Origin of the sequence: Pseudomonas sp. Irchel s3a10 (genome assembly GCF_900187525.1) — a bacterium.
Taxonomy (GTDB): Bacteria; Pseudomonadota; Gammaproteobacteria; order Pseudomonadales; family Pseudomonadaceae; genus Aquipseudomonas; species Aquipseudomonas koreensis_G.
This window is the reverse complement of the sequence record NZ_FYDR01000005.1, coordinates 63,410-81,316: the sequence shown is the minus strand read 5'-3', so window position 1 is coordinate 81,316 and position 17,907 is coordinate 63,410. Positions and strand designations below refer to the sequence as shown.

Genomic DNA, 17,907 nt, shown 5'->3' with positions numbered 1-17,907 from the left:
GATTTGAGGCGTCTGTTCCGGCCTCTTCGCGAGCAAGCCCGCTCCCACACTGGATCCCGGTCGATCACACAGTTTGCGACCGACACAGAACCAGGGTGGGAGCGGGCTTGCTCGCGAATGCGTCAGAACATTCAACATCGGATATTGAAGAAACTGCGTCAGGTCAGTGGGCAATACAGATGAATGTCTCTGGGTTCTTGATCAAACAACTCTGGATCCGCCTGATCAACCAACCGGCAACCCTGACGCTGATAAAACTCCACAGTGTTGCGCGATTCAGTCGCTGAAACATATAACGCCTGGGCACCGAATCGCCGCCCCTGCTTACAAGCCAGCGCAAACAACTTCGCCCCCAGCCCTTGCCCGCGGTAATCACGGCTGATGTGCAGAAACTTCAACTGGCGCATGCTCAACCCCTGATTGTGAATAACCCGGTTATCCACAGCCACCGCCGCGACCAGTGCCAGCCCATCGAAAACCCCGTACAACCAGCCACCGCGCCGCAAGCACTTCTCCAGCGCCAGCGCGTTTTCCTCAGCTTCCCCTTCCGGCCAGCCACGCATGTCGAAATGTACCGGGAACAGAATCAGCTCACCGTTTTCCAGCCGATAACATTCTTCGACCAGCTCACTGCGGTCGATTTGCGCCAGCAGCGGCAAGTCGTGTTCGGTCAGTTCTCGCTCGATCAACATGCTCGACTTCCTTGGCAAATGGCAGGCAAGAAAAAACCCGCCGGTTCAATGGCGGGTTTTATAGACGTTGCGCCGGTTTGAAATCAATCGCGCAGGTCAGACTCGTGAATCGGCTGATCACGATGGGTCGCGCGCTGATACTGCGCCGGCCACACCGCTTTGCGCCCGCCCAGATCATCGTCGGCATGCAGCGGCCAGTACGGGTCACGCAGCAGCTCGCGGGCGAGGAAGATGATGTCGGCCTGACAGGTGCGCAGAATGTGCTCGGCCTGCGCCGGCTCGGTAATCATGCCGACGGTGCCGGTGGCGATGCCGGACTCCTTGCGCACGCGTTCGGCGAAGCGCGTCTGATAACCCGGCCCCACAGGAATCTCGGCGTTGGCGGCGGTACCACCGGAGGAGACGTCGATCAGATCCGCTCCCAATGCCTTGAGGCGCCGCGCCAGTTCCACGGTTTCATCCGGGTTCCAGCCGTCTTCCACCCAGTCGGTGGCCGATACCCGGACAAACACCGGCAACTCTTGCGGCCAGACCTCGCGCACGGCCTCGGTGACTTGCAGCACCAGCCGAATACGGTTTTCGAACGAACCACCGTATTGATCGCGGCGCTGGTTGCTCAATGGCGACAGAAACTGATGCAGCAGATAACCATGGGCGGCATGCACCTCAACCACGCTGAAACCTGCGGTCAACGCGCGTTTGGCCGCAGCAACGAAGGCCTGGATGACTTCGGCGATTTGCCCTTCATCCAGCTGCTTGGGTTGCGTGTGTTGCGGGTCGAAGGCAATCGGTGACGGCCCGACCGGGATCCAGCCGCCATCCTCCGGTTTGACGCTGCCGTGTTTGCCGATCCATGGCCGATGGGTGCTGGCCTTGCGCCCGGCATGAGCCAGTTGAATGCCGGCGACAGCGCCCTGAGCCGTAATGAAACGGGTGATGCGTTGCAGCGGTTCGATCTGTTCGTCGTTCCACAAGCCGAGGTCTTCGGCGGTGATTCGCCCGTCGGCGGTGACCGCCGTGGCCTCGGTGAAAATCAGGCCGGCACCGCCCACCGCGCGGCTGCCCAGGTGCACCAGATGCCAGTCGTTGGCCAGACCGTCGACGCTGGAATACTGGCACATCGGCGACACGGCGATGCGGTTGGGCAGGGTCAGTTGGCGAAGGGTAAAGGGTTCGAGCAGCAGACTCATGGGGCACCTCTCAAATCAGTGGGCAGGCTCCAGGGTTCTGTTTGAAAAGTCGACGAGTGACAGGAAAAAGGTGCAGCACCCGCCCCCGCGGGCAAAACATTCGACAAGACGTCACAAGGCCAATCAAGCAGTGCTTAGAGCCTAGTCGACAACCGGGGATGAGGGAGGGTTCAGAGTAATTCTGTGTGTGAAAGAGCGCCTTCGCGAGCAAGCCCGCTCCCACCAGGGCAACACTGTACTTGTGGGAGCGGGCTTGCTCGCGAATGGCGTCAGCGCGGTTCGATGTGGGCAATCATCAGTTGCACCGTCTCGTTGCCCCGGAACTCGTTGACGTCGAGCTTGTAGGCCAGCTCGACCCACTGAATGGTCGGGTTCGGCCAGACATCACGGTCAATGCCGAAAGCGATGCCATCCAGCTTCACCGACCCGCACTCGCTCTTCAGCACCACTTTCAGGTGCCGCTCGCCGACCACCCGTTGCTCGACCAACTGGAACACACCATGGAACAGCGGCTCCGGGAAGTGCTGGCCCCAAGGCCCGGCATGGCGCAGGGCGCGAGCCAGTTCCAGATGGAATTCCTCGACCGCCAGCGTGCCGTCCGAGAGCATGCGCCCGGTCAGGTCTTCTTCGCGAAGTTGCCGACGCACTTCAGCGTCAAACGCCTCGGCGAACAGCGGAAAATTCTCTTGCGGCAAGGTCAGGCCGGCCGCCATCGCGTGACCACCGTACTTGGCAATCAGGTTCGGATGCTGCGCGGCCACCACACTCAACGCATCGCGAATGTGGAAACCCTGCACCGAACGCCCCGAGCCCTTGAGCAAACCGTCACCGGCATCGGCGAAGGCGATGGTCGGACGGAAATAACGTTCTTTCATCCGCGAGGCGAGAATGCCGATCACGCCCTGATGCCACTCAGGATCGAACAGGCACAGGCCGAATGGCATCGATTCCACCGGCAAGTCCTTGAGCTGGGCCAGCGCCTCGCGCTGCATGCCCTGTTCGATGGATTTGCGATCCTGGTTCATGCCATCCAGTTGCGCGGCCATTTCCCGCGCCAGATTGGCGTCGGCGGTGAGCAGGCATTCGATCCCGAGGCTCATGTCATCCAGGCGCCCCGCCGCATTCAGGCGCGGGCCGACGATGAAACCCAGGTCGGTGGAGGTAATCCGCGCCGCGTCACGCTTGGCCACTTCAAGAATCGCCTTGATCCCCGGTCGTGCACGCCCGGCGCGAATCCGCTCAAGGCCCTGATGCACCAGAATCCGGTTGTTGGCGTCCAGCGGCACCACGTCGGCAACGCTGCCCAGCGCCACCAGATCGAGCAGTTCGCCGATGTTCGGCTGCGGCTTGCTCTCATACCAGCCGAGGCTGCGCAGGCGCGCACGCAAGGCCATCAACACGTAGAAAATCACCCCGACCCCGGCCAGCGCCTTGCTCGGAAACTCGCAGCCGGGCTGGTTCGGGTTGACCAGCGCATCGGCCAGCGGCAGTTCATCGCCGGGCAAGTGGTGGTCGGTGATCAACACCTTGAGCCCGGCCTTCTTCGCCGCCACCACGCCTTCGACGCTGGAGATGCCGTTGTCGACGGTGATCAGCAACTGCGGCTCGCGGGTCAGGGCGACTTCGACGATTTCCGGGGTCAGGCCATAGCCGTATTCGAAGCGGTTCGGCACCAGATAATCGACATGCGCCGCGCCCAGCAGACGCAAGCCGAGCACGCCGACCGTACTGGCCGTCGCGCCATCGGCGTCGAAGTCACCGACGATCAGAATCCGCTGACGCTGCTCCAGCGCCGTCACCAGCAGATCCACCGCCGCCTCGATGCCCTTGAGCTGCTGGAACGGAATCAGCCGCGCCAGACTTTTATCCAGCTCCGCCTCGGATTGCACGCCCCGCGCCGCGTACAAACGGGTCAGCAAAGGTGGCAGGTCACCGAGAAACGGCAGCGTGGCAGGCAACGGTCGAGGATCAATACGCATGGGCTAACGGAAACTTCTCTTGGATACGTGGGATTAATCAGTGAGCGGCGCAGGATCAGCCGCGTTCACCGGCCAGCCATTCCAGCTGGACTTCATGCTGACCACGGTCGTCGGTGACGAAGATCGTGCCTTCGCTGATCATCACGTCCCACTTGATGACGCGCGGCATGTCCTTGGCCAGGGTTTCCAGCACTTCCTGCGGCACGGCGGCGATGTTGACGTTTTTCAGGTTCTTCGCCACCGGCACCACTTTGCCCTCCCACACGCGCAGGCTGCCATAGGCCAGCAGGCTGGTGCGCTCGGTGCGACGCGAGCACCAGGTCAGGCGATCAGCGTCTGGCTGGCCGACTTCGATCCAGTGCAGAACACGGTCATCCAGGCTTTTTTCCCACAGTGCAGGTTCATCCACGTCCGACAGACCACGGCCGAATAACAGCAGTTCGTTGTACCAGAGGGCGTAGGCCAGCAGCCGCACGGTCATGCGCTCTTCGGTTTCCGAAGGGTGACGGGCGATGGTCTGCTTGACGCTCTCGTAGACGCTGCGGTCGAGGTCGGTGAGGTTCAATTCGAATTTGTACGTGGTAGACGGCTGGGCCATGAACGGGCTTCTTGATACGAGGAAAGTCGGCAAGTCTAACCGATGCCGTAGGCAATCATCGAATTGATGGCGATCAACCTGCGGCGTCTGACAGCCGGCTATGTTAAAACGCTGTATCCGCTCAGCCTTGTCCTACAGGATTCAATATGCCGTTCGCCAACAAACCGCTCAGCGGTGTGAAAGTCATTGAATTGGGTACGTTGATTGCCGGGCCGTTTGCCTCGCGCATTTGCGGCGAGTTCGGCGCCGAAGTGATCAAGATCGAATCGCCCGACGGCGGTGATCCGCTGCGCAAGTGGCGCAAATTGTATGAAGGCACCTCGCTGTGGTGGTTCGTCCAGGCGCGCAACAAGAAGTCGCTGACCCTGAACCTCAAGCACCCCGAGGGCCTGGCGATTCTGAAAAAACTGCTGGGCGAAGCCGACATCCTGATCGAGAACTTTCGCCCCGGCGTGCTGGAAAAACTCGGGCTGAGCTGGGAAACCCTGCATGCGCTGAACCCGAAGCTGGTGATGGTGCGTCTGTCCGGTTTCGGCCAGACCGGGCCGATGAAAGATCAACCGGGCTTCGGCGCAGTCGGCGAGTCCATGGGCGGCTTGCGCTACATCACCGGCTTCGAAGACCGGCCACCGGTGCGCACCGGGATCTCCATCGGTGATTCGATCGCCGCGCTGTGGGGCGTGATCGGTGCGCTGATGGCGCTGCGTCATCGCGAGGTCAACGGCGGTCTCGGCCAAGTGGTCGATGTCGCGTTGTACGAGGCGATTTTCGCCATGATGGAAAGCATGGTGCCGGAGTTCGACGTGTTCGGCTTCATCCGCGAGCGCACCGGCAACATCATGCCGGGCATCACGCCGTCATCGATCCACACCAGCGCCGACGGCAAGCACGTGCAGATTGGCGCCAATGGCGACGCGATCTTCAAACGCTTCATGCTGATCATCGGCCGCGAGGATCTGGCCAACGACCCGACACTGGCGAGTAACGACGGGCGCGACAGTCGCCGCGACGAGTTGTATGGCGTGATCGACCGCTGGGTCAATTCGCTGCCGCTGCAAAGCGTGCTCGACCTGCTCAATCAGGCGGAAGTGCCGGCCAGCCGGATCTTCAGTGCCGAGGACATGTTCAGCGATCCGCAGTACCTCGCCCGGGAAATGTTCCTGCAGGCCAAGCTGCCGGACGGCAAGCCTTTCAAGATGCCGGGCATCGTGCCGAAACTCTCCGAGACACCGGGCACTTCCGAATGGGTCGGGCCGCAGCTCGGTGAACACAATGCGCAGGTACTGCACGATCTTGGCTACGACGAACAGCAGATCGCCCGGTTGCGCGCAGACGGAGCTATCTAAGCTGAAACATCGGCAGACATCGGACGCCAACCGCGCCCACCACTGGTGGACGTGGCGGCTGTTCGGCCTGTTGTTTCTGCTCGCCCTGCCCGCCTGGGCGCAAGCGAAACCCACGCTGGTCTGGTTGCTGCGCGACCTGCCGCCCCTGACCATCTTCGAAGGCCCGAAAAAGGGCCAGGGCGTCATCGATCAACTGATGCCGATGCTGATCGCCGGCATGCCGCAATACGAACACACGCTGATGCGGGTCAATCGCGCCCGCGGCATGCAGATGCTGCACGAGCCGTCCTTCACCTGCGATCCGTCGCTGATCTGGAGCAAGGAGCGCACGCAATGGATCACTTTCTCTGTCCCGGCGTTTCGTGCTGTCAGTAATGGTCTGGTGGTGCGTCAGAAGGATCGCGACGTACTGGCGCCGTACCTGATCGACGGCGAAGTCGATCTGCCGGCATTTCTGGCCAATGGCGAGATCAAGATCGGAGTCGTCGCCGAGCGCAGTTACGGCGAGTATCTCGACGCGCTGCTCAAGCAGGCTCCCGACGGTTCGCTCACGCCGCATTACGGCAACGACGCCCTGAGCAGCCTGCTGTCGATGCAGCGCCTGGGGCGTCTGCAGGTGGTGTTGGGTTACTGGCCGGAGATCCGCTATCAGGCGCAGCAGGCGCAAATTGCCGAAGACGAACTGGTGTTCTTTCCGATTCGCGGCACCGGCAAGTATCTGTCGGGTTACGTCGGATGTTCCGATACGCCCCAGGGCCGTCAGGCAATCAGTGAGATCAACCAACTGCTGCGTACCCTGCTCCACGAGCAACTGAGCCAGTCGTATGCCGACTGGCTGGACCCCGAAATGCGCACGGATTACCTGCAACAGGCGCGGATTTTTTTCGAGCAACAGACCGCGCAATAAAACCTGCGGGCAAAAAGAAACCCCGAGCAGTGGGGAGACAACTCGGGGTTAAACGCGGTCTGCTTAAAGACCCGTAGCAGCAAGCGACAAGCACCGGAGCACAATGCTTGATCCTGCTGTTATGGGGTCTGACTGACGGGGATGCAGGAAGGTTCCCACAAAAAATATTTCATCTTTACAACGCCGCACGCTTATCCAGCGCCGCATTGCGCAAGGCCGCGATGACACAGGGCTCCAGTCGCCCTTCGGCGATCAGGACGTCACGGTGCAAACCATCGACCACATCGGTCAGCAGGCGTTTGTCGGTCAACTGCGCCTGATTGAATTCGCGCTCCACCACGAGGGCGCCGTTGCTGTTCTTGAGCGTTACCAGGCATTCGCCATGGGCGCCACATGGAGTCAACGTCACCTGATACGGGCTCAGAGCCTCACCGAGCAATAGACTGATACTTTCCATCTCGATCTCCACTCAATAGTCCGAAAACATTGTGCCTGGGGCGTGTTCACAATAAATGACCACCGGCCCGAGAAGAAAGTTCTGAATACCGCGCTGCTCCCGGAGCAGTTAGCGGTCTGTCAGAGCATGCACGGTGAAGATGACAGAAACATAACCGTCGGCTCAAGCCCCCGCTGGATGGGCTGCCGCTTGCAGGTAGCTGTCCAGCAGCCCGCGCATCAGCACGGCCGAAACCGGCGTTTGCAGGCGCCCCAGCAGCGTCACCTCGTGTGTTTGCAGCAGGCTTTCGAGATCGCTCAGCAAGCCCGGCGCTACACGCCCCAGTAGAATGAGCGCATTGGCCTCCCCTTCGGCCGCCAGATGGTGGATCAGCGCCAGGCCTTCCCCGCCTTTCAACTGCGGATCGCAGATCGCAATGTCGACCCGGGTGCGACGCTCCAGCGAGCAACGTGCCGAGGCCAGCGATGGCGCCGTGAGTACGTCATAGATACCGAACGCATTGAGCATCTGGTGCAACGCCATCATTCGATAAGGATCGGGTTCGAGAATCAGTACTTTGAGCGAGCGCATGGACGACCTCTGAAACGGCAATCGCGGACTCGTCCGCAGTTGCTGTCCACTTTAGGGCAGCCTCCTTCAGTCCCCCATCGGAAAAGGAGGCGCGTGATATAGGAAATTTCCCTATATCAATGCGGATGTCCCCCCGTTGCCGCGTCACGCCGGGTGATGTCCGTCCACCCGCCGAGCAGGCCTCGCAACTCCCCATTGGCACTGTAAAACGGCACCGTCCATTGATAGATGTCCCGATTGCCATGCTTGAATTGCAGGCGGCGTCTGCTGAAACGGGTTCGGCGGGTTCTCAGCTGAATCATGAACTCCTCATGCAGCATGCCGGCGGTGGCACGCGGCAAGGCATCGACGTCGATCAGTCGGCATCCCTGCACCTGTTCAAAACGGATCGACAACGCCTCTTCGTAGCTTTTGTTACAGAGGATCAGGCGTCCTTCCAGGTCGCGGACGAACACCGGGTCAGGCATGGCGTCTATCAGCGCGCGCTGGAAAACCAATTGATCGCCGAGTTGGCTCTGCACGTCCCGATGCTGTTTGATCAGCGCCGCCATGCGCCGATGCCATAACAGCGACAACCCGAAAAAAGCCCCCACCACAAACACGCCCCAGTAGCTCGGCCGGGACCAGTGTTGCCAGCCCGCAGCGGCTGGTTTCGGCCCGATGCCGCCCAGCCAGTTCAGGCGAATGGCCCGGAGTTCGGAAGCCGGGAACGCTTCAAGCGCCTTGTTCAGGATGCTCAGCAATTGCGGCTGGCCCTTGCGCACGGCCAGAAGATCCGCCTCCCATTTTCCCTCCAGCAACTCGCCAACCTTCAGCAAGCCCGAGGGATAGAGCTGCGCACCGATTTCATTTTCGATGGTGGCATAGGCCTCACCGCTTTCGACCAGCGCCCGTGCCTCGGCATAGGTTTTCACCGAACGTAATTCGATGGACGGATAATCGCGTCGGATCACCCCCTCCAGCGCGTGCCGCCCCGGCAATACCAGCACCCGTTTGGCCAACTGCTCCAGCGATTGCACTCCAGGCTCGCCGGCGCGGCCGACAAATACCCAGCCGGCACCGCCAAAGGCATGACTGAAATCCAGACTCAAACGGCGCTCATCATTCATCGCCAGGGTCGTGCTCATGTCTGCGGCACCTGTTTCCAGGCGCTCGAGCATCTGCGCGGTGGAAAACGACTCCCGGTAAACGAATTGCAACCCGGTCATGGCACTGATGCGTTTGAGCACATCGTTGTTCAAGCCGCTCCAATGACCATGCTCATCCAGAAACAGGTACAACGGGTACTGCTCCGCCGCCACGATCACCGTCGGGTTATCGCGAACCCATTGCTGCTCGGCTTCACTCAGCACAACGGTGCCGATGTTCAACTGCTCTTCATCATGCGCCAGATGCGCCGCAACGCCCATGCGCCAGCCAACCAACAGGCACAACAGAAAAACCCGCTTCAGGGTGTATTTCCATCCTCTCTCAAACAGCATTGCCACTTCCTTCGTGATCGACTCACCCGTCCTTCATGGGCGAAAACCCGAGCAGTGTGGCAGCAGAAACAAAAAAGCCCGTCAGGAGACGGGCTTCAAAATGTGACAGCTTTTTCGGCTTACAGCGGCTTGCCACGGTTGCCATGCTGGCTGACAAAGGCCTGTACGGCTTTCAGCTCGTTTGGCAGAACGGTGCAGCGCTCGTTTCGCTCAAACAAATCAGAAAGATGTGCAGGCAGTTCGAGAGCTTTTCCTACACCCGCTTTCTCCACGGCATCCGGGAATTTCACCGGATGTGCGGTGCCCAGGATCACCATCGGGATGTCCAGGCTGCGGCGGCATTCGCGCGCGGCCTTGACGCCGATGGCGGTGTGCGGGTCCAGCACTTCGCCGCACTGCGCGTAGACTTCGGCGATGGTTTCGCAGGTTTGCGCGTCATCCACGGCCAGCGAGTCGAACAGCTTGCGGGCTTCGGTCCAGCGCTCTTGCTCGACGCTGAAACCACCGCCCTGCTTGAACGAATCCATCAAACCGGCGATGGCCGCGCCGTTGCGACCGTGCAGGTCGAACAGCAGGCGTTCGAAGTTCGACGAAACCATGATGTCCATCGACGGCGACAGCGTGGCGTGCAGGGTTTCCTTGACGTACTGATTGCCGCTCATGAAGCGGTGCAGGATGTCATTGCGGTTGGTGGCGACGATCAACTGGTTGATCGGCAGGCCCATGTTGCGCGCCAGGTAACCGGCGAAGATGTCGCCGAAGTTGCCGGTCGGCACCGAGAACGACACCGAACGCGCCGGGCCACCCAACTGCAGGGCTGCGTGGAAGTAGTAGACGATCTGGGCCATGATCCGCGCCCAATTGATCGAGTTGACCGCCACCAGACGTGTGCCCTTGAGGAAGCTCTGGTCGGCGAAGCTGTTCTTGACCATTTCCTGGCAGTCATCGAAGTTGCCTTCGATGGCGATGTTGTGGATGTTCTCGCCGACAATCGTCGTCATCTGCCGACGCTGCACTTCGGACACACGGTTGTGCGGGTGCAGGATGAAGATGTCGACGTTTTCGCAGTGTTTGCAGCCTTCGATGGCGGCCGAACCGGTGTCACCGGAGGTAGCGCCGACGATGACCACGCGCTCGCCGCGCTTTTCCAGCACGTAATCGAGCAGACGACCGAGCAGTTGCAGGGCGAAGTCCTTGAACGCCAGGGTCGGGCCGTGGAACAGCTCCAGCACCCATTCGTTGCCGTTGAGCTGACGCAGCGGCGCAACGGCGCTGTGCGAGAACACACCGTAGGTTTCTTCGAGGATCTTTTTGAAATCCGCGTCAGGAATGCTGCCGGTCACGAACGGGCGCATGACGCGGAAAGCCAGCTCCTGATACGGCAGGCCGGCCCAGGAAGCGATTTCTTCCTGGGTGAAACGTGGCAGGTTTTCCGGGACGTACAGACCGCCGTCGGTGGCCAGACCGGCCAGCAGGACGTCTTCGAAATTCAGGGCCGGTGCTTGGCCGCGGGTACTGATGTAACGCATGACTGACTCCAATGGAGAGTGTGCACAACAGTGGCCCCTTTCACGGGGCCATTGTAGGACAACGACTTAGTTCAGGTGCTCGACGCGGATCCGTACAACCGGACCATTCACACCGGCCAGGGCTTCGAGGGCGGCGATTGCATCGTTGATGCGCTGCTCGACCACGCGGTGGGTCAGCAGGATCATCGGTACCAGACCGTCGTGTTCCTCGACTTCCTTCTGCATGATCGACTCGATGTTGATGCCGCGCTCCGAGAGGATGCTCGCCACCTGAGCCAGTACGCCCGGATGGTCCTTGGCCTGGATGCGCAGGTAGTAGGCGCTTTCGCAGGCTTCGATCGGCAGGATCGGGTGCGCCGACAGCGCGTCCGGCTGGAAGGCCAGATGCGGCACGCGGTTTTCCGGATCGGAAGTCATGGCGCGAACCACGTCCACCAGGTCGGCGATCACCGACGAAGCGGTCGGCTCCATGCCGGCACCGGCGCCGTAGAACAGCGTCGAACCGGCGGCGTCACCGTTGACCATCACGGCGTTCATCACGCCGTTGACGTTGGCGATCAGGCGATCGGCCGGGATCAGCGTCGGGTGTACGCGCAGCTCGATGCCGGCAGCGGTGCTGCGCGCCACACCGAGGTGCTTGATCCGGTAGCCCAGCGCTTCGGCGTAGTTCACGTCAGCGGTGGTCAGCTTGGTGATGCCTTCGGTGTAGGCCTTATCGAATTGCAGCGGAATGCCGAACGCGATGGAAGCCAGAATCGTCAGTTTGTGCGCGGCGTCGATGCCTTCGACGTCGAAGGTCGGATCGGCTTCGGCGTAGCCCAGCGCTTGCGCTTCGGCCAGCACGTCTTCGAAGGTGCGACCCTTCTCGCGCATTTCGGTGAGGATGAAGTTACCGGTGCCGTTGATGATCCCGGCGACCCAGTTGATGCGGTTGGCGGACAGGCCTTCACGGATCGCCTTGATCACCGGAATGCCACCGGCCACGGCCGCTTCGAATGCCACGATCACGCCTTTCTCGCGTGCCTTGGCGAAAATCTCATTACCGTGAACGGCAATCAGTGCCTTGTTCGCGGTGACCACATGCTTGCCATTCTCGATGGCCTTGAGTACCAGCTCGCGGGCAACGGTGTAGCCGCCCATCAGCTCTATGACGATGTCGATCTCAGGGTTCGTGGCCACTTCGAAGACATCGTTGGTAATCGCAATACCGGTCGTCTGGAACTGAGGCTTTGGCGTGCGCATGGCAATTTGTGCCACTTCGATCCCACGCCCGGCACGACGAGCAATTTCCTCGGCGTTGCGCTGAAGTACGTTGAAGGTACCGCCACCGACGGTCCCTAACCCACAGATGCCTACTTTGACCGGATTCACTGTGAACTCCCCATGAAACGGCCGACGCAAGGTCGGCCGGAAAACAACCGCGTGTTCGCGGCTCTCTATTAATGGCCCGGCGAAGTTACCGCCGGACCATGATCGTCAAAGGCTGACCGTGACGATGCGAATTACTTGGCGCCCAGCGCCAGTTTGGCGACTTGTGGCGCCGGCTGGTAGCCCGGAATGACTTGTCCGTCGGCCAAAACGATGGCCGGTGTGCCGTTCACGCCGATCGACTGGCCCAAAGCGAACTGTTTGGAAACCGGGTTGGCGCACTTGGCGGCCTTGATTTCCTTGCCATCGACCATTTTGTCCATGGCGGCTTTCTTGTCGGTCGAGCACCACACGGCTTGCAGTTGCTCGTCACCCGGCGAACCGAGACCCTGACGCGGGAACGCCACGTAACGCACTTCGATGCCGCGCTTGTTCAGCTCGGGCACTTCGGCGTGCAGCTTGTGGCAGTACGGGCAGGTAGTGTCGGTGAACACGGTGATGTGCGATTTGGTCTCGCCCACGGCTGGGTAAACCACGGTTTCGGCCACCGGGATGGCGTTGACCAGCTTGGAGATGCCCAGGCGTTCGGTCTTCTCGGTCAGGTTGACCGGTTTGCCGTCCTTGAGCTGAAACAGATAGCCCTGAACGATGTACTGGCCGTCGGCGCTGGCGTACAGCACGCGGCTGCCCTTGAGCTTGACTTCATACATGCCCGGCAACGGGCTGGTGCTGATGCTTTCGACCGGAACCTCGAGTTCGAGTTTTTCCAGGCTTTGACGAATGGCTTTGTCGGCCGCGTCATCGGCGACGGCAAAGGTGCTGACCAACGCAATGGCTGCGGCGGCGAAAATCTGGGTCAGACGCATGAGAACTCCTGAAGGCGGACAAATGAAACGGTCAGAACGCCCGTGCCGGAACACCGGGTCATAACCGTCCATCGTGCAAACCGGCAAAGCCTACCACATAAGGCTCGCATGGCCGAATGCGCCTGTCGCCAGACACTCGCTGCAGGGTGACTCAAATTCCCCTGTGGCGAGGGAGCTTGCTCCCGCTCGGCTGCGCAGCAGCCGTAGATATTGCACAACCGATGCGACTGACAGATTTTGGGGGCGCTTCGCACCCCAGCGGGAGCAAGCTCCCTCGCCACAAAAAGCTGGCTTTGCATCAGCCTCTAGGGTGGTGTTTGGCGTGGAGGTCTTGCAGGCGCGCGCGGGCCACATGGGTGTAGATCTGCGTTGTCGACAGATCACTGTGACCCAGCAACATCTGCACCACCCGCAGATCGGCGCCGTGGTTGAGCAGGTGCGTGGCAAACGCATGGCGCAGGGTGTGCGGCGACAGCGACTTGCCGATCCCGGCGACCTTGGCCCAATGCTTGATCCGGTGCCAGAAAGTCTGGCGGGTCATCTGCTCGCCGCGCTGGCTGGGAAACAGCACATCGCTGGGCCGTCCGCCGAGCAGCTCGCTGCGGCCATCGCGCATGTAGCGTTCGACCCAGACAATCGCCTCCTCGCCCATCGGCACCAGGCGCTCCTTGCTGCCCTTGCCCATCACCCGCAACACGCCCTGACGCAGGTTGACCTGCTCCAGCGTCAGGCTCACCAGTTCGGTCACCCGCAGCCCGCAGGCGTACAGCACTTCAAGCATGGCGCGGTCACGCTGGCCGATGGCTTCGCTCAGATCCGGCGCCTTGAGCAGCGCTTCGACGTCGGCTTCCGACAACGACTTGGGCAGCGGCCGACCGAGTTGCGGCATATCGACGCGCAAGGTCGGATCGACCGTAATCAGCTTTTCCCGCAGCAGATAGCGATAAAAGCCACGTACACCGGAGAGAAATCTGGCGGTGGAGCGCGGTTTGTAGTTCTGCTCCAGTCGCCAGGACAGGTGGTCAAGGATCAACTCGCGACCGGCATTGATCAGCTCGAGGTTTTTCTCCTGCAGCCAGCCGTTGAACAGCGCCAGATCGCTGCGGTAGGCGCCGCGAGTGTTATCGGACAGGCCTTTTTCCAGCCACAGGGCGTCGAGGAATTGGTCAATCAGTGGATGGTCGATGGCAGGCATGGGCGCTCAAGACACACAACCTCCGGGGCTGTGCGCAAATGTAGAGTGAACTGTAGGAATGGCCGCTAGTCTTTCATAGCCCGCTAATTCAAGGAACAGGGAGCATCAATGAACGAGCAGCAAATTCTCTTGGCATTTGGCGGGATCGGCGCCGCGGCGCTGGGTTGCCAGTGGCTGGCGTGGCGCCTGAAGCTGCCGGCGATTCTGTTTCTGTTGCTGACCGGGATTCTCGCCGGGCCGGTGCTGGGCTGGCTCGACCCGCAGGAAATGTTCGGCCCGTTGCTGATGCCGCTGGTGTCGCTGGCGGTAGCGTTGATCCTGTTTGAGGGCAGTCTGACTCTGCACCTGTCGGAATGGCGCGAGATCGGCAGCGTCGTGCATCGGCTGGTGACCCTTGGTGCGCTCGTCACCTGGGTAGTCATCGCCGTCGCGACGCACTTCCTGCTCGGCTTCGACTGGTTGTTGGCAATCCTGTTCGGCAGCCTGACGCTGGTGACCGGGCCGACGGTGATCGTGCCGATGCTGCGGGTGGTGCGGCCGAAAGCCTCGATCGCCAACATCCTGCGCTGGGAAGGCATCGTCATTGACCCGATTGGCGCCCTGCTCGCGGTGGTGGTCTACAGCTTCATCATTGCCCGCTCAGAGGGCAACGGCCTCGAACAGAGCCTGCTGACCTTCGGCGGCGTGATTGTCTGCGGCAGCGTATTCGGGGTGCTCGGCGGCTGGGTGCTAGGCACCGTCATCCGTCGCCAGTGGCTGCCGGAATACCTGCACAACCTCGCCTCGCTGGCGGCGGTGCTGGGGATTTTCATTGCGTCCAATCAGGTGATGCACGAGTCCGGCTTGCTCGCGGTAACGCTGATGGGCATGTGGCTGGCAAACATGAAGGGCGTGGATGTGCGGCACATCCTGCACTTCAAGGAAAACCTCAGCGTGCTGCTGATTTCCGGGTTGTTTATCCTGCTGGCGGCGCGGCTGGATCTGCATGCCCTGATCGGCCTCGGGCCGTTGGTGCTGATTCTGTTGCTGGTGATTCAACTGATCGCACGCCCGTTGAACGTGCTGTTGAGCACCGCAGGTTCCAGCCTGAGCTGGCGTGAACGCGCCTTGCTGTGCTGGATCGCCCCGCGCGGGATCGTGGCGGCGGCGGTGTCGGCGATTTTCGCGATTCGCCTGGATCAGGCCGGACACGAAGGTGCGCTGCTGCTGGTGCCGCTGACTTTCGCGGTGATCATCGGCACCGTGGTGCTGCAAAGTGCAACCGCTCGACCACTGGCACGCTTGCTGAACGTCGCTGAACCGGCGCCGAGCGGCTTCCTGATCGTCGGCGCCAACGGCCCGGCGCGTCTGTTGGGTAAATCGTTGCAGCAACTGGGCAGCCGCGTGCTGTTGACCGATTCGAGCTGGGAGAATATTCGTGCGGCGCGCATGGAGGGTTTGCCGACGTACTTTGGCAACCCGGCTTCGCAGCATGCCGATGCGCATCTGGATCTGGTGGGGCTGGGGCATCTGCTGGCGCTATCGCCGTCGGGCGAACTGAACACCCTGGCGGCGATGCGCTTTCGCCACGAGTTCGGTCATCAGCGTTTATTCGGTCTGGCCAGCGGTCAGGAAAGTCGTCGCAGTGACAAGCATCGGGCAAGCCTGGAACATCGCGGCAATCAACTGGGGAGCGAGGCGCTGACCTACGCCAAGCTGGCCAGCCTGATCAGCAACGGCGCCGAGGTCTACAGCACGACACTGACGGACGGGTTCGGTTGGGAGGATTACCAGGCACTGCATGGCAATCGGGCGACGCTGCTGTTCATGCGCGATGACAGCGGCTGGGTACATGTGGTGACGCCGGAGACCGCTTTGAAACCGGGATCCGGGTGGACGTTGTTGGCGTTGATTCAGCCTGAGAGCAGCGGTGCCTGAGCTGACGCCTTCGCGAGCAAGCCCGCTCCCACAGGTTTTGTGTTCACCCCGGACACTGTGGGAGCGAGCTTGCTCGCGAAGGCCACGACTCGATTTCAGATCAGGCTGCAAACCCAGGCAGCACCGGCACCGGCCGCTTGTCATCATCAATAGCGACAAAGCTGAACTGCCCATGAATCGCCTTCTCGCGGCCATCACAACTCATGCTCTCGACAAACACTTCCACCTCGACCTTGAGGCTGGTATTGCCGACCTTGATCACTTTACCGACCAGCTCGACGATGGAGCCGGCCGGGATCGCGTGATTGAAGTCGATGCGGTCGGTTGAAACAGTCACCAGTGGCAGGCGGCAGAAGCGGGTGGCGGTGATGAACGACACTTCGTCCATCCACGCCAGCGCGGTGCCGCCGAAGAGGGTGTTGTGGTGGTTGGTGGTCGGCGGGAAAACGGCTTTGGTCACGCGGGTCACCGAGAGTTCGGTGCGGCGCTGGATTTCCTGGTCACGGGTGGTCATGGGTTATTGCTCGTAAATCGGGGGCTCCCGAAAACAGCAAGATCAAAAGATCGCAGCCTTCGGCAGCTCCTACATAGTGAGGGCAGTTTATTGCGGGCAACAAAAAAGCAGCCCGTAGGCTGCTTTTTTCTGCATCGGAAGCTGGACTTAAGCCAGTTTTTCCTTGATGCGAGCTGCTTTACCCGACAGGTCGCGCAGGTAGTACAGCTTGGCTTTACGTACGTCACCGCGACGTTTAACAGCCATGCTGTCGATCTGCGGGGAGTAGGTCTGGAAAGTACGCTCTACGCCAACACCGTTGGAGATTTTACGAACGGTGAACGCACTGTTCACGCCGCGGTTACGCTTGGCGATTACAACGCCTTCGAACGCTTGCAGACGGGAACGATCGCCTTCCTTCACTTTCACCTGAACGACAATGGTGTCGCCTGGGGCAAAGGTAGGGATTTCTTTGGTCATCTGCTCTGCTTCGAGTGCAAGGATGATTTTGTTGGTCATGCTGTGCTCCTAAGGTAAATCAACTGATCTACCATCGATACGTTGTTAACTATCGTCCCGCTCGCGGATGTATTCCTCGAGCAGCTTCTTCTCTTCTCCAGAAAGCGAGCGGCTTTCCAGAAGATCGGCGCGTCGTTCATAGGTCCGACCAAGGGACTGCTGTAAACGCCAACGCCGGATATGCGCGTGATTGCCACTTAGCAACACGTCGGGAACACGCTGATCCGCATACACCTCAGGTCGGGTGTAGTGCGGGCAATCCAGCAGACCATCCGTAAAGGAATCTTCCTCAGCGGAATCCGCATGCCCTAAAGCTCCGGGCAGCAGTCGTGTAACCGCATCGATCATGACCATGGCCGGCAGCTCGCCGCCAGACAGTACATAGTCACCAATCGACCACTCTTCATCGACATGAGCCTCAATAAAGCGCTCGTCAATGCCTTCATAGCGGCCGGCAATCAGGATCAATGCATCCGATCTTGCCAACTCGCGTACCGCCGACTGAGTCAGTTGACGGCCTTGGGGGGACAGGTAAATCACCTTCGCCGCCTCCCCGGCTGCTGCCTTGGCCTGAACCAGAGCATCTTCCAGGGGCTTGATCTTCATCACCATGCCCGGACCACCGCCAAACGGGCGATCGTCCACAGTGTGATGCCGATCCGTCGTGTAATCCCGCGGATTCCAACAGGTCAGCTGCAACAGCCCCTGTTTGACCGCACGACTGGTAATGCCGTACTCACTGATGGCCGAGAACATCTCGGGGAACAGCGTAATGACGTCTACGCGCAGGCTGGCCATTG

Annotated in this window: 17 protein-coding genes; 3 read left to right on the top strand and 14 right to left on the bottom strand. The window is 60.7% G+C overall.

The window, feature by feature from the left end; translation table 11 throughout:
- Positions 1 to 158: 158 nt before the first annotated feature.
- From CKW11_RS16125 to CKW11_RS16110, 4 genes are all read right to left on the bottom strand, one after another.
- Positions 159 to 692 (bottom strand): GNAT family N-acetyltransferase, encoded by a 534-nt coding sequence (locus tag CKW11_RS16125; RefSeq protein ID WP_095138301.1) that lies wholly within the window; start codon positions 690 to 692, stop codon positions 159 to 161.
- Positions 693 to 775: 83 nt separating this feature from the next.
- A complete protein-coding gene (locus tag CKW11_RS16120; protein WP_095138300.1) occupies positions 776 to 1,882 on the bottom strand; it encodes an NADH:flavin oxidoreductase/NADH oxidase in 1,107 nt (368 codons plus the stop codon).
- A gap of 269 nt (positions 1,883 to 2,151) precedes the next feature.
- Complete coding sequence (gene recJ / locus CKW11_RS16115) at positions 2,152 to 3,861, bottom strand: single-stranded-DNA-specific exonuclease RecJ (RefSeq protein ID WP_095138299.1); 1,710 nt, start codon at positions 3,859 to 3,861, stop codon at positions 2,152 to 2,154.
- 55 nt (positions 3,862 to 3,916) lie between these two features.
- The gene (locus CKW11_RS16110) at positions 3,917 to 4,459 is read right to left on the bottom strand and encodes a YaeQ family protein (RefSeq protein ID WP_095138298.1); all 543 of its coding nucleotides are present in this window, start codon (positions 4,457 to 4,459) and stop codon (positions 3,917 to 3,919) included.
- A 146-nt stretch (positions 4,460 to 4,605) separates the two neighbouring features.
- Between CKW11_RS16110 and CKW11_RS16105 the strand changes: the two genes are divergently transcribed.
- A complete protein-coding gene (locus CKW11_RS16105) occupies positions 4,606 to 5,805 on the top strand; it encodes a CaiB/BaiF CoA-transferase family protein (protein ID WP_095138297.1) in 1,200 nt (399 codons plus the stop codon).
- The gene (locus CKW11_RS16100) at positions 5,753 to 6,712 is read left to right on the top strand and encodes a TIGR02285 family protein (protein ID WP_256582080.1); all 960 of its coding nucleotides are present in this window, start codon (positions 5,753 to 5,755) and stop codon (positions 6,710 to 6,712) included. The genes CKW11_RS16105 and CKW11_RS16100 overlap by 53 nt, the downstream gene beginning before the upstream one ends.
- Positions 6,713 to 6,887: 175 nt before the next feature.
- Here CKW11_RS16100 and CKW11_RS16095 read toward each other — a convergent pair whose 3' ends face one another.
- The 7 genes from CKW11_RS16095 to xerD all read right to left on the bottom strand — a co-directional run bounded on the left by CKW11_RS16095 (position 6,888) and on the right by xerD (position 14,178).
- On the bottom strand, positions 6,888 to 7,169 hold the full coding sequence (locus CKW11_RS16095) for a DUF3509 domain-containing protein (protein ID WP_041063178.1): 282 nt from the start codon (positions 7,167 to 7,169) through the stop codon (positions 6,888 to 6,890).
- Between the two features lie 162 nt (positions 7,170 to 7,331).
- The gene (locus CKW11_RS16090) at positions 7,332 to 7,739 is read right to left on the bottom strand and encodes a response regulator transcription factor (protein WP_095138296.1); all 408 of its coding nucleotides are present in this window, start codon (positions 7,737 to 7,739) and stop codon (positions 7,332 to 7,334) included.
- A gap of 116 nt (positions 7,740 to 7,855) precedes the next feature.
- Complete coding sequence (locus CKW11_RS16085) at positions 7,856 to 9,220, bottom strand: transporter substrate-binding domain-containing protein (protein ID WP_095138295.1); 1,365 nt, start codon at positions 9,218 to 9,220, stop codon at positions 7,856 to 7,858.
- 119 nt (positions 9,221 to 9,339) lie between these two features.
- Positions 9,340 to 10,749, bottom strand: a complete 1,410-nt coding sequence (gene thrC, locus CKW11_RS16080; RefSeq protein WP_095138294.1) for a threonine synthase — start codon at positions 10,747 to 10,749, stop codon at positions 9,340 to 9,342.
- Positions 10,750 to 10,815: 66 nt separating this feature from the next.
- Positions 10,816 to 12,120 (bottom strand): homoserine dehydrogenase, encoded by a 1,305-nt coding sequence (locus CKW11_RS16075; protein ID WP_095138293.1) that lies wholly within the window; start codon positions 12,118 to 12,120, stop codon positions 10,816 to 10,818.
- A gap of 131 nt (positions 12,121 to 12,251) precedes the next feature.
- Positions 12,252 to 12,983: a bifunctional protein-disulfide isomerase/oxidoreductase DsbC gene (dsbC, locus tag CKW11_RS16070; protein ID WP_095138292.1), complete on the bottom strand. Its 732-nt coding sequence runs from the start codon at positions 12,981 to 12,983 to the stop codon at positions 12,252 to 12,254.
- A gap of 298 nt (positions 12,984 to 13,281) precedes the next feature.
- Complete coding sequence (gene xerD / locus CKW11_RS16060) at positions 13,282 to 14,178, bottom strand: site-specific tyrosine recombinase XerD (RefSeq protein ID WP_007967784.1); 897 nt, start codon at positions 14,176 to 14,178, stop codon at positions 13,282 to 13,284.
- Between the two features lie 108 nt (positions 14,179 to 14,286).
- On the opposite strand from xerD, the gene CKW11_RS16055 reads away from it, so the two are divergent.
- Positions 14,287 to 16,095, top strand: coding sequence for a sodium:proton antiporter (locus tag CKW11_RS16055; RefSeq protein ID WP_095138290.1), 1,809 nt, complete (start codon positions 14,287 to 14,289; stop codon positions 16,093 to 16,095).
- Between the two features lie 100 nt (positions 16,096 to 16,195).
- Here the strand turns inward: CKW11_RS16055 and CKW11_RS16050 are convergent, their stop codons facing one another.
- The 3 genes from CKW11_RS16050 to trmD form a co-directional block, all read right to left on the bottom strand.
- Entirely contained in the window at positions 16,196 to 16,609 is a 414-nt protein-coding gene (locus CKW11_RS16050; protein ID WP_007908981.1) for an acyl-CoA thioesterase, read from the bottom strand.
- Positions 16,610 to 16,756: 147 nt separating this feature from the next.
- Positions 16,757 to 17,107 carry a 50S ribosomal protein L19 gene (gene rplS, locus CKW11_RS16045; RefSeq protein WP_003175895.1) on the bottom strand — a complete coding sequence of 117 codons (351 nt, stop codon included), beginning with the start codon at positions 17,105 to 17,107 and terminating at the stop codon, positions 16,757 to 16,759.
- Positions 17,108 to 17,152: 45 nt separating this feature from the next.
- Entirely contained in the window at positions 17,153 to 17,905 is a 753-nt protein-coding gene (gene trmD, locus CKW11_RS16040; RefSeq protein WP_095138289.1) for a tRNA (guanosine(37)-N1)-methyltransferase TrmD, read from the bottom strand.
- Positions 17,906 to 17,907: the final 2 nt, after the last annotated feature.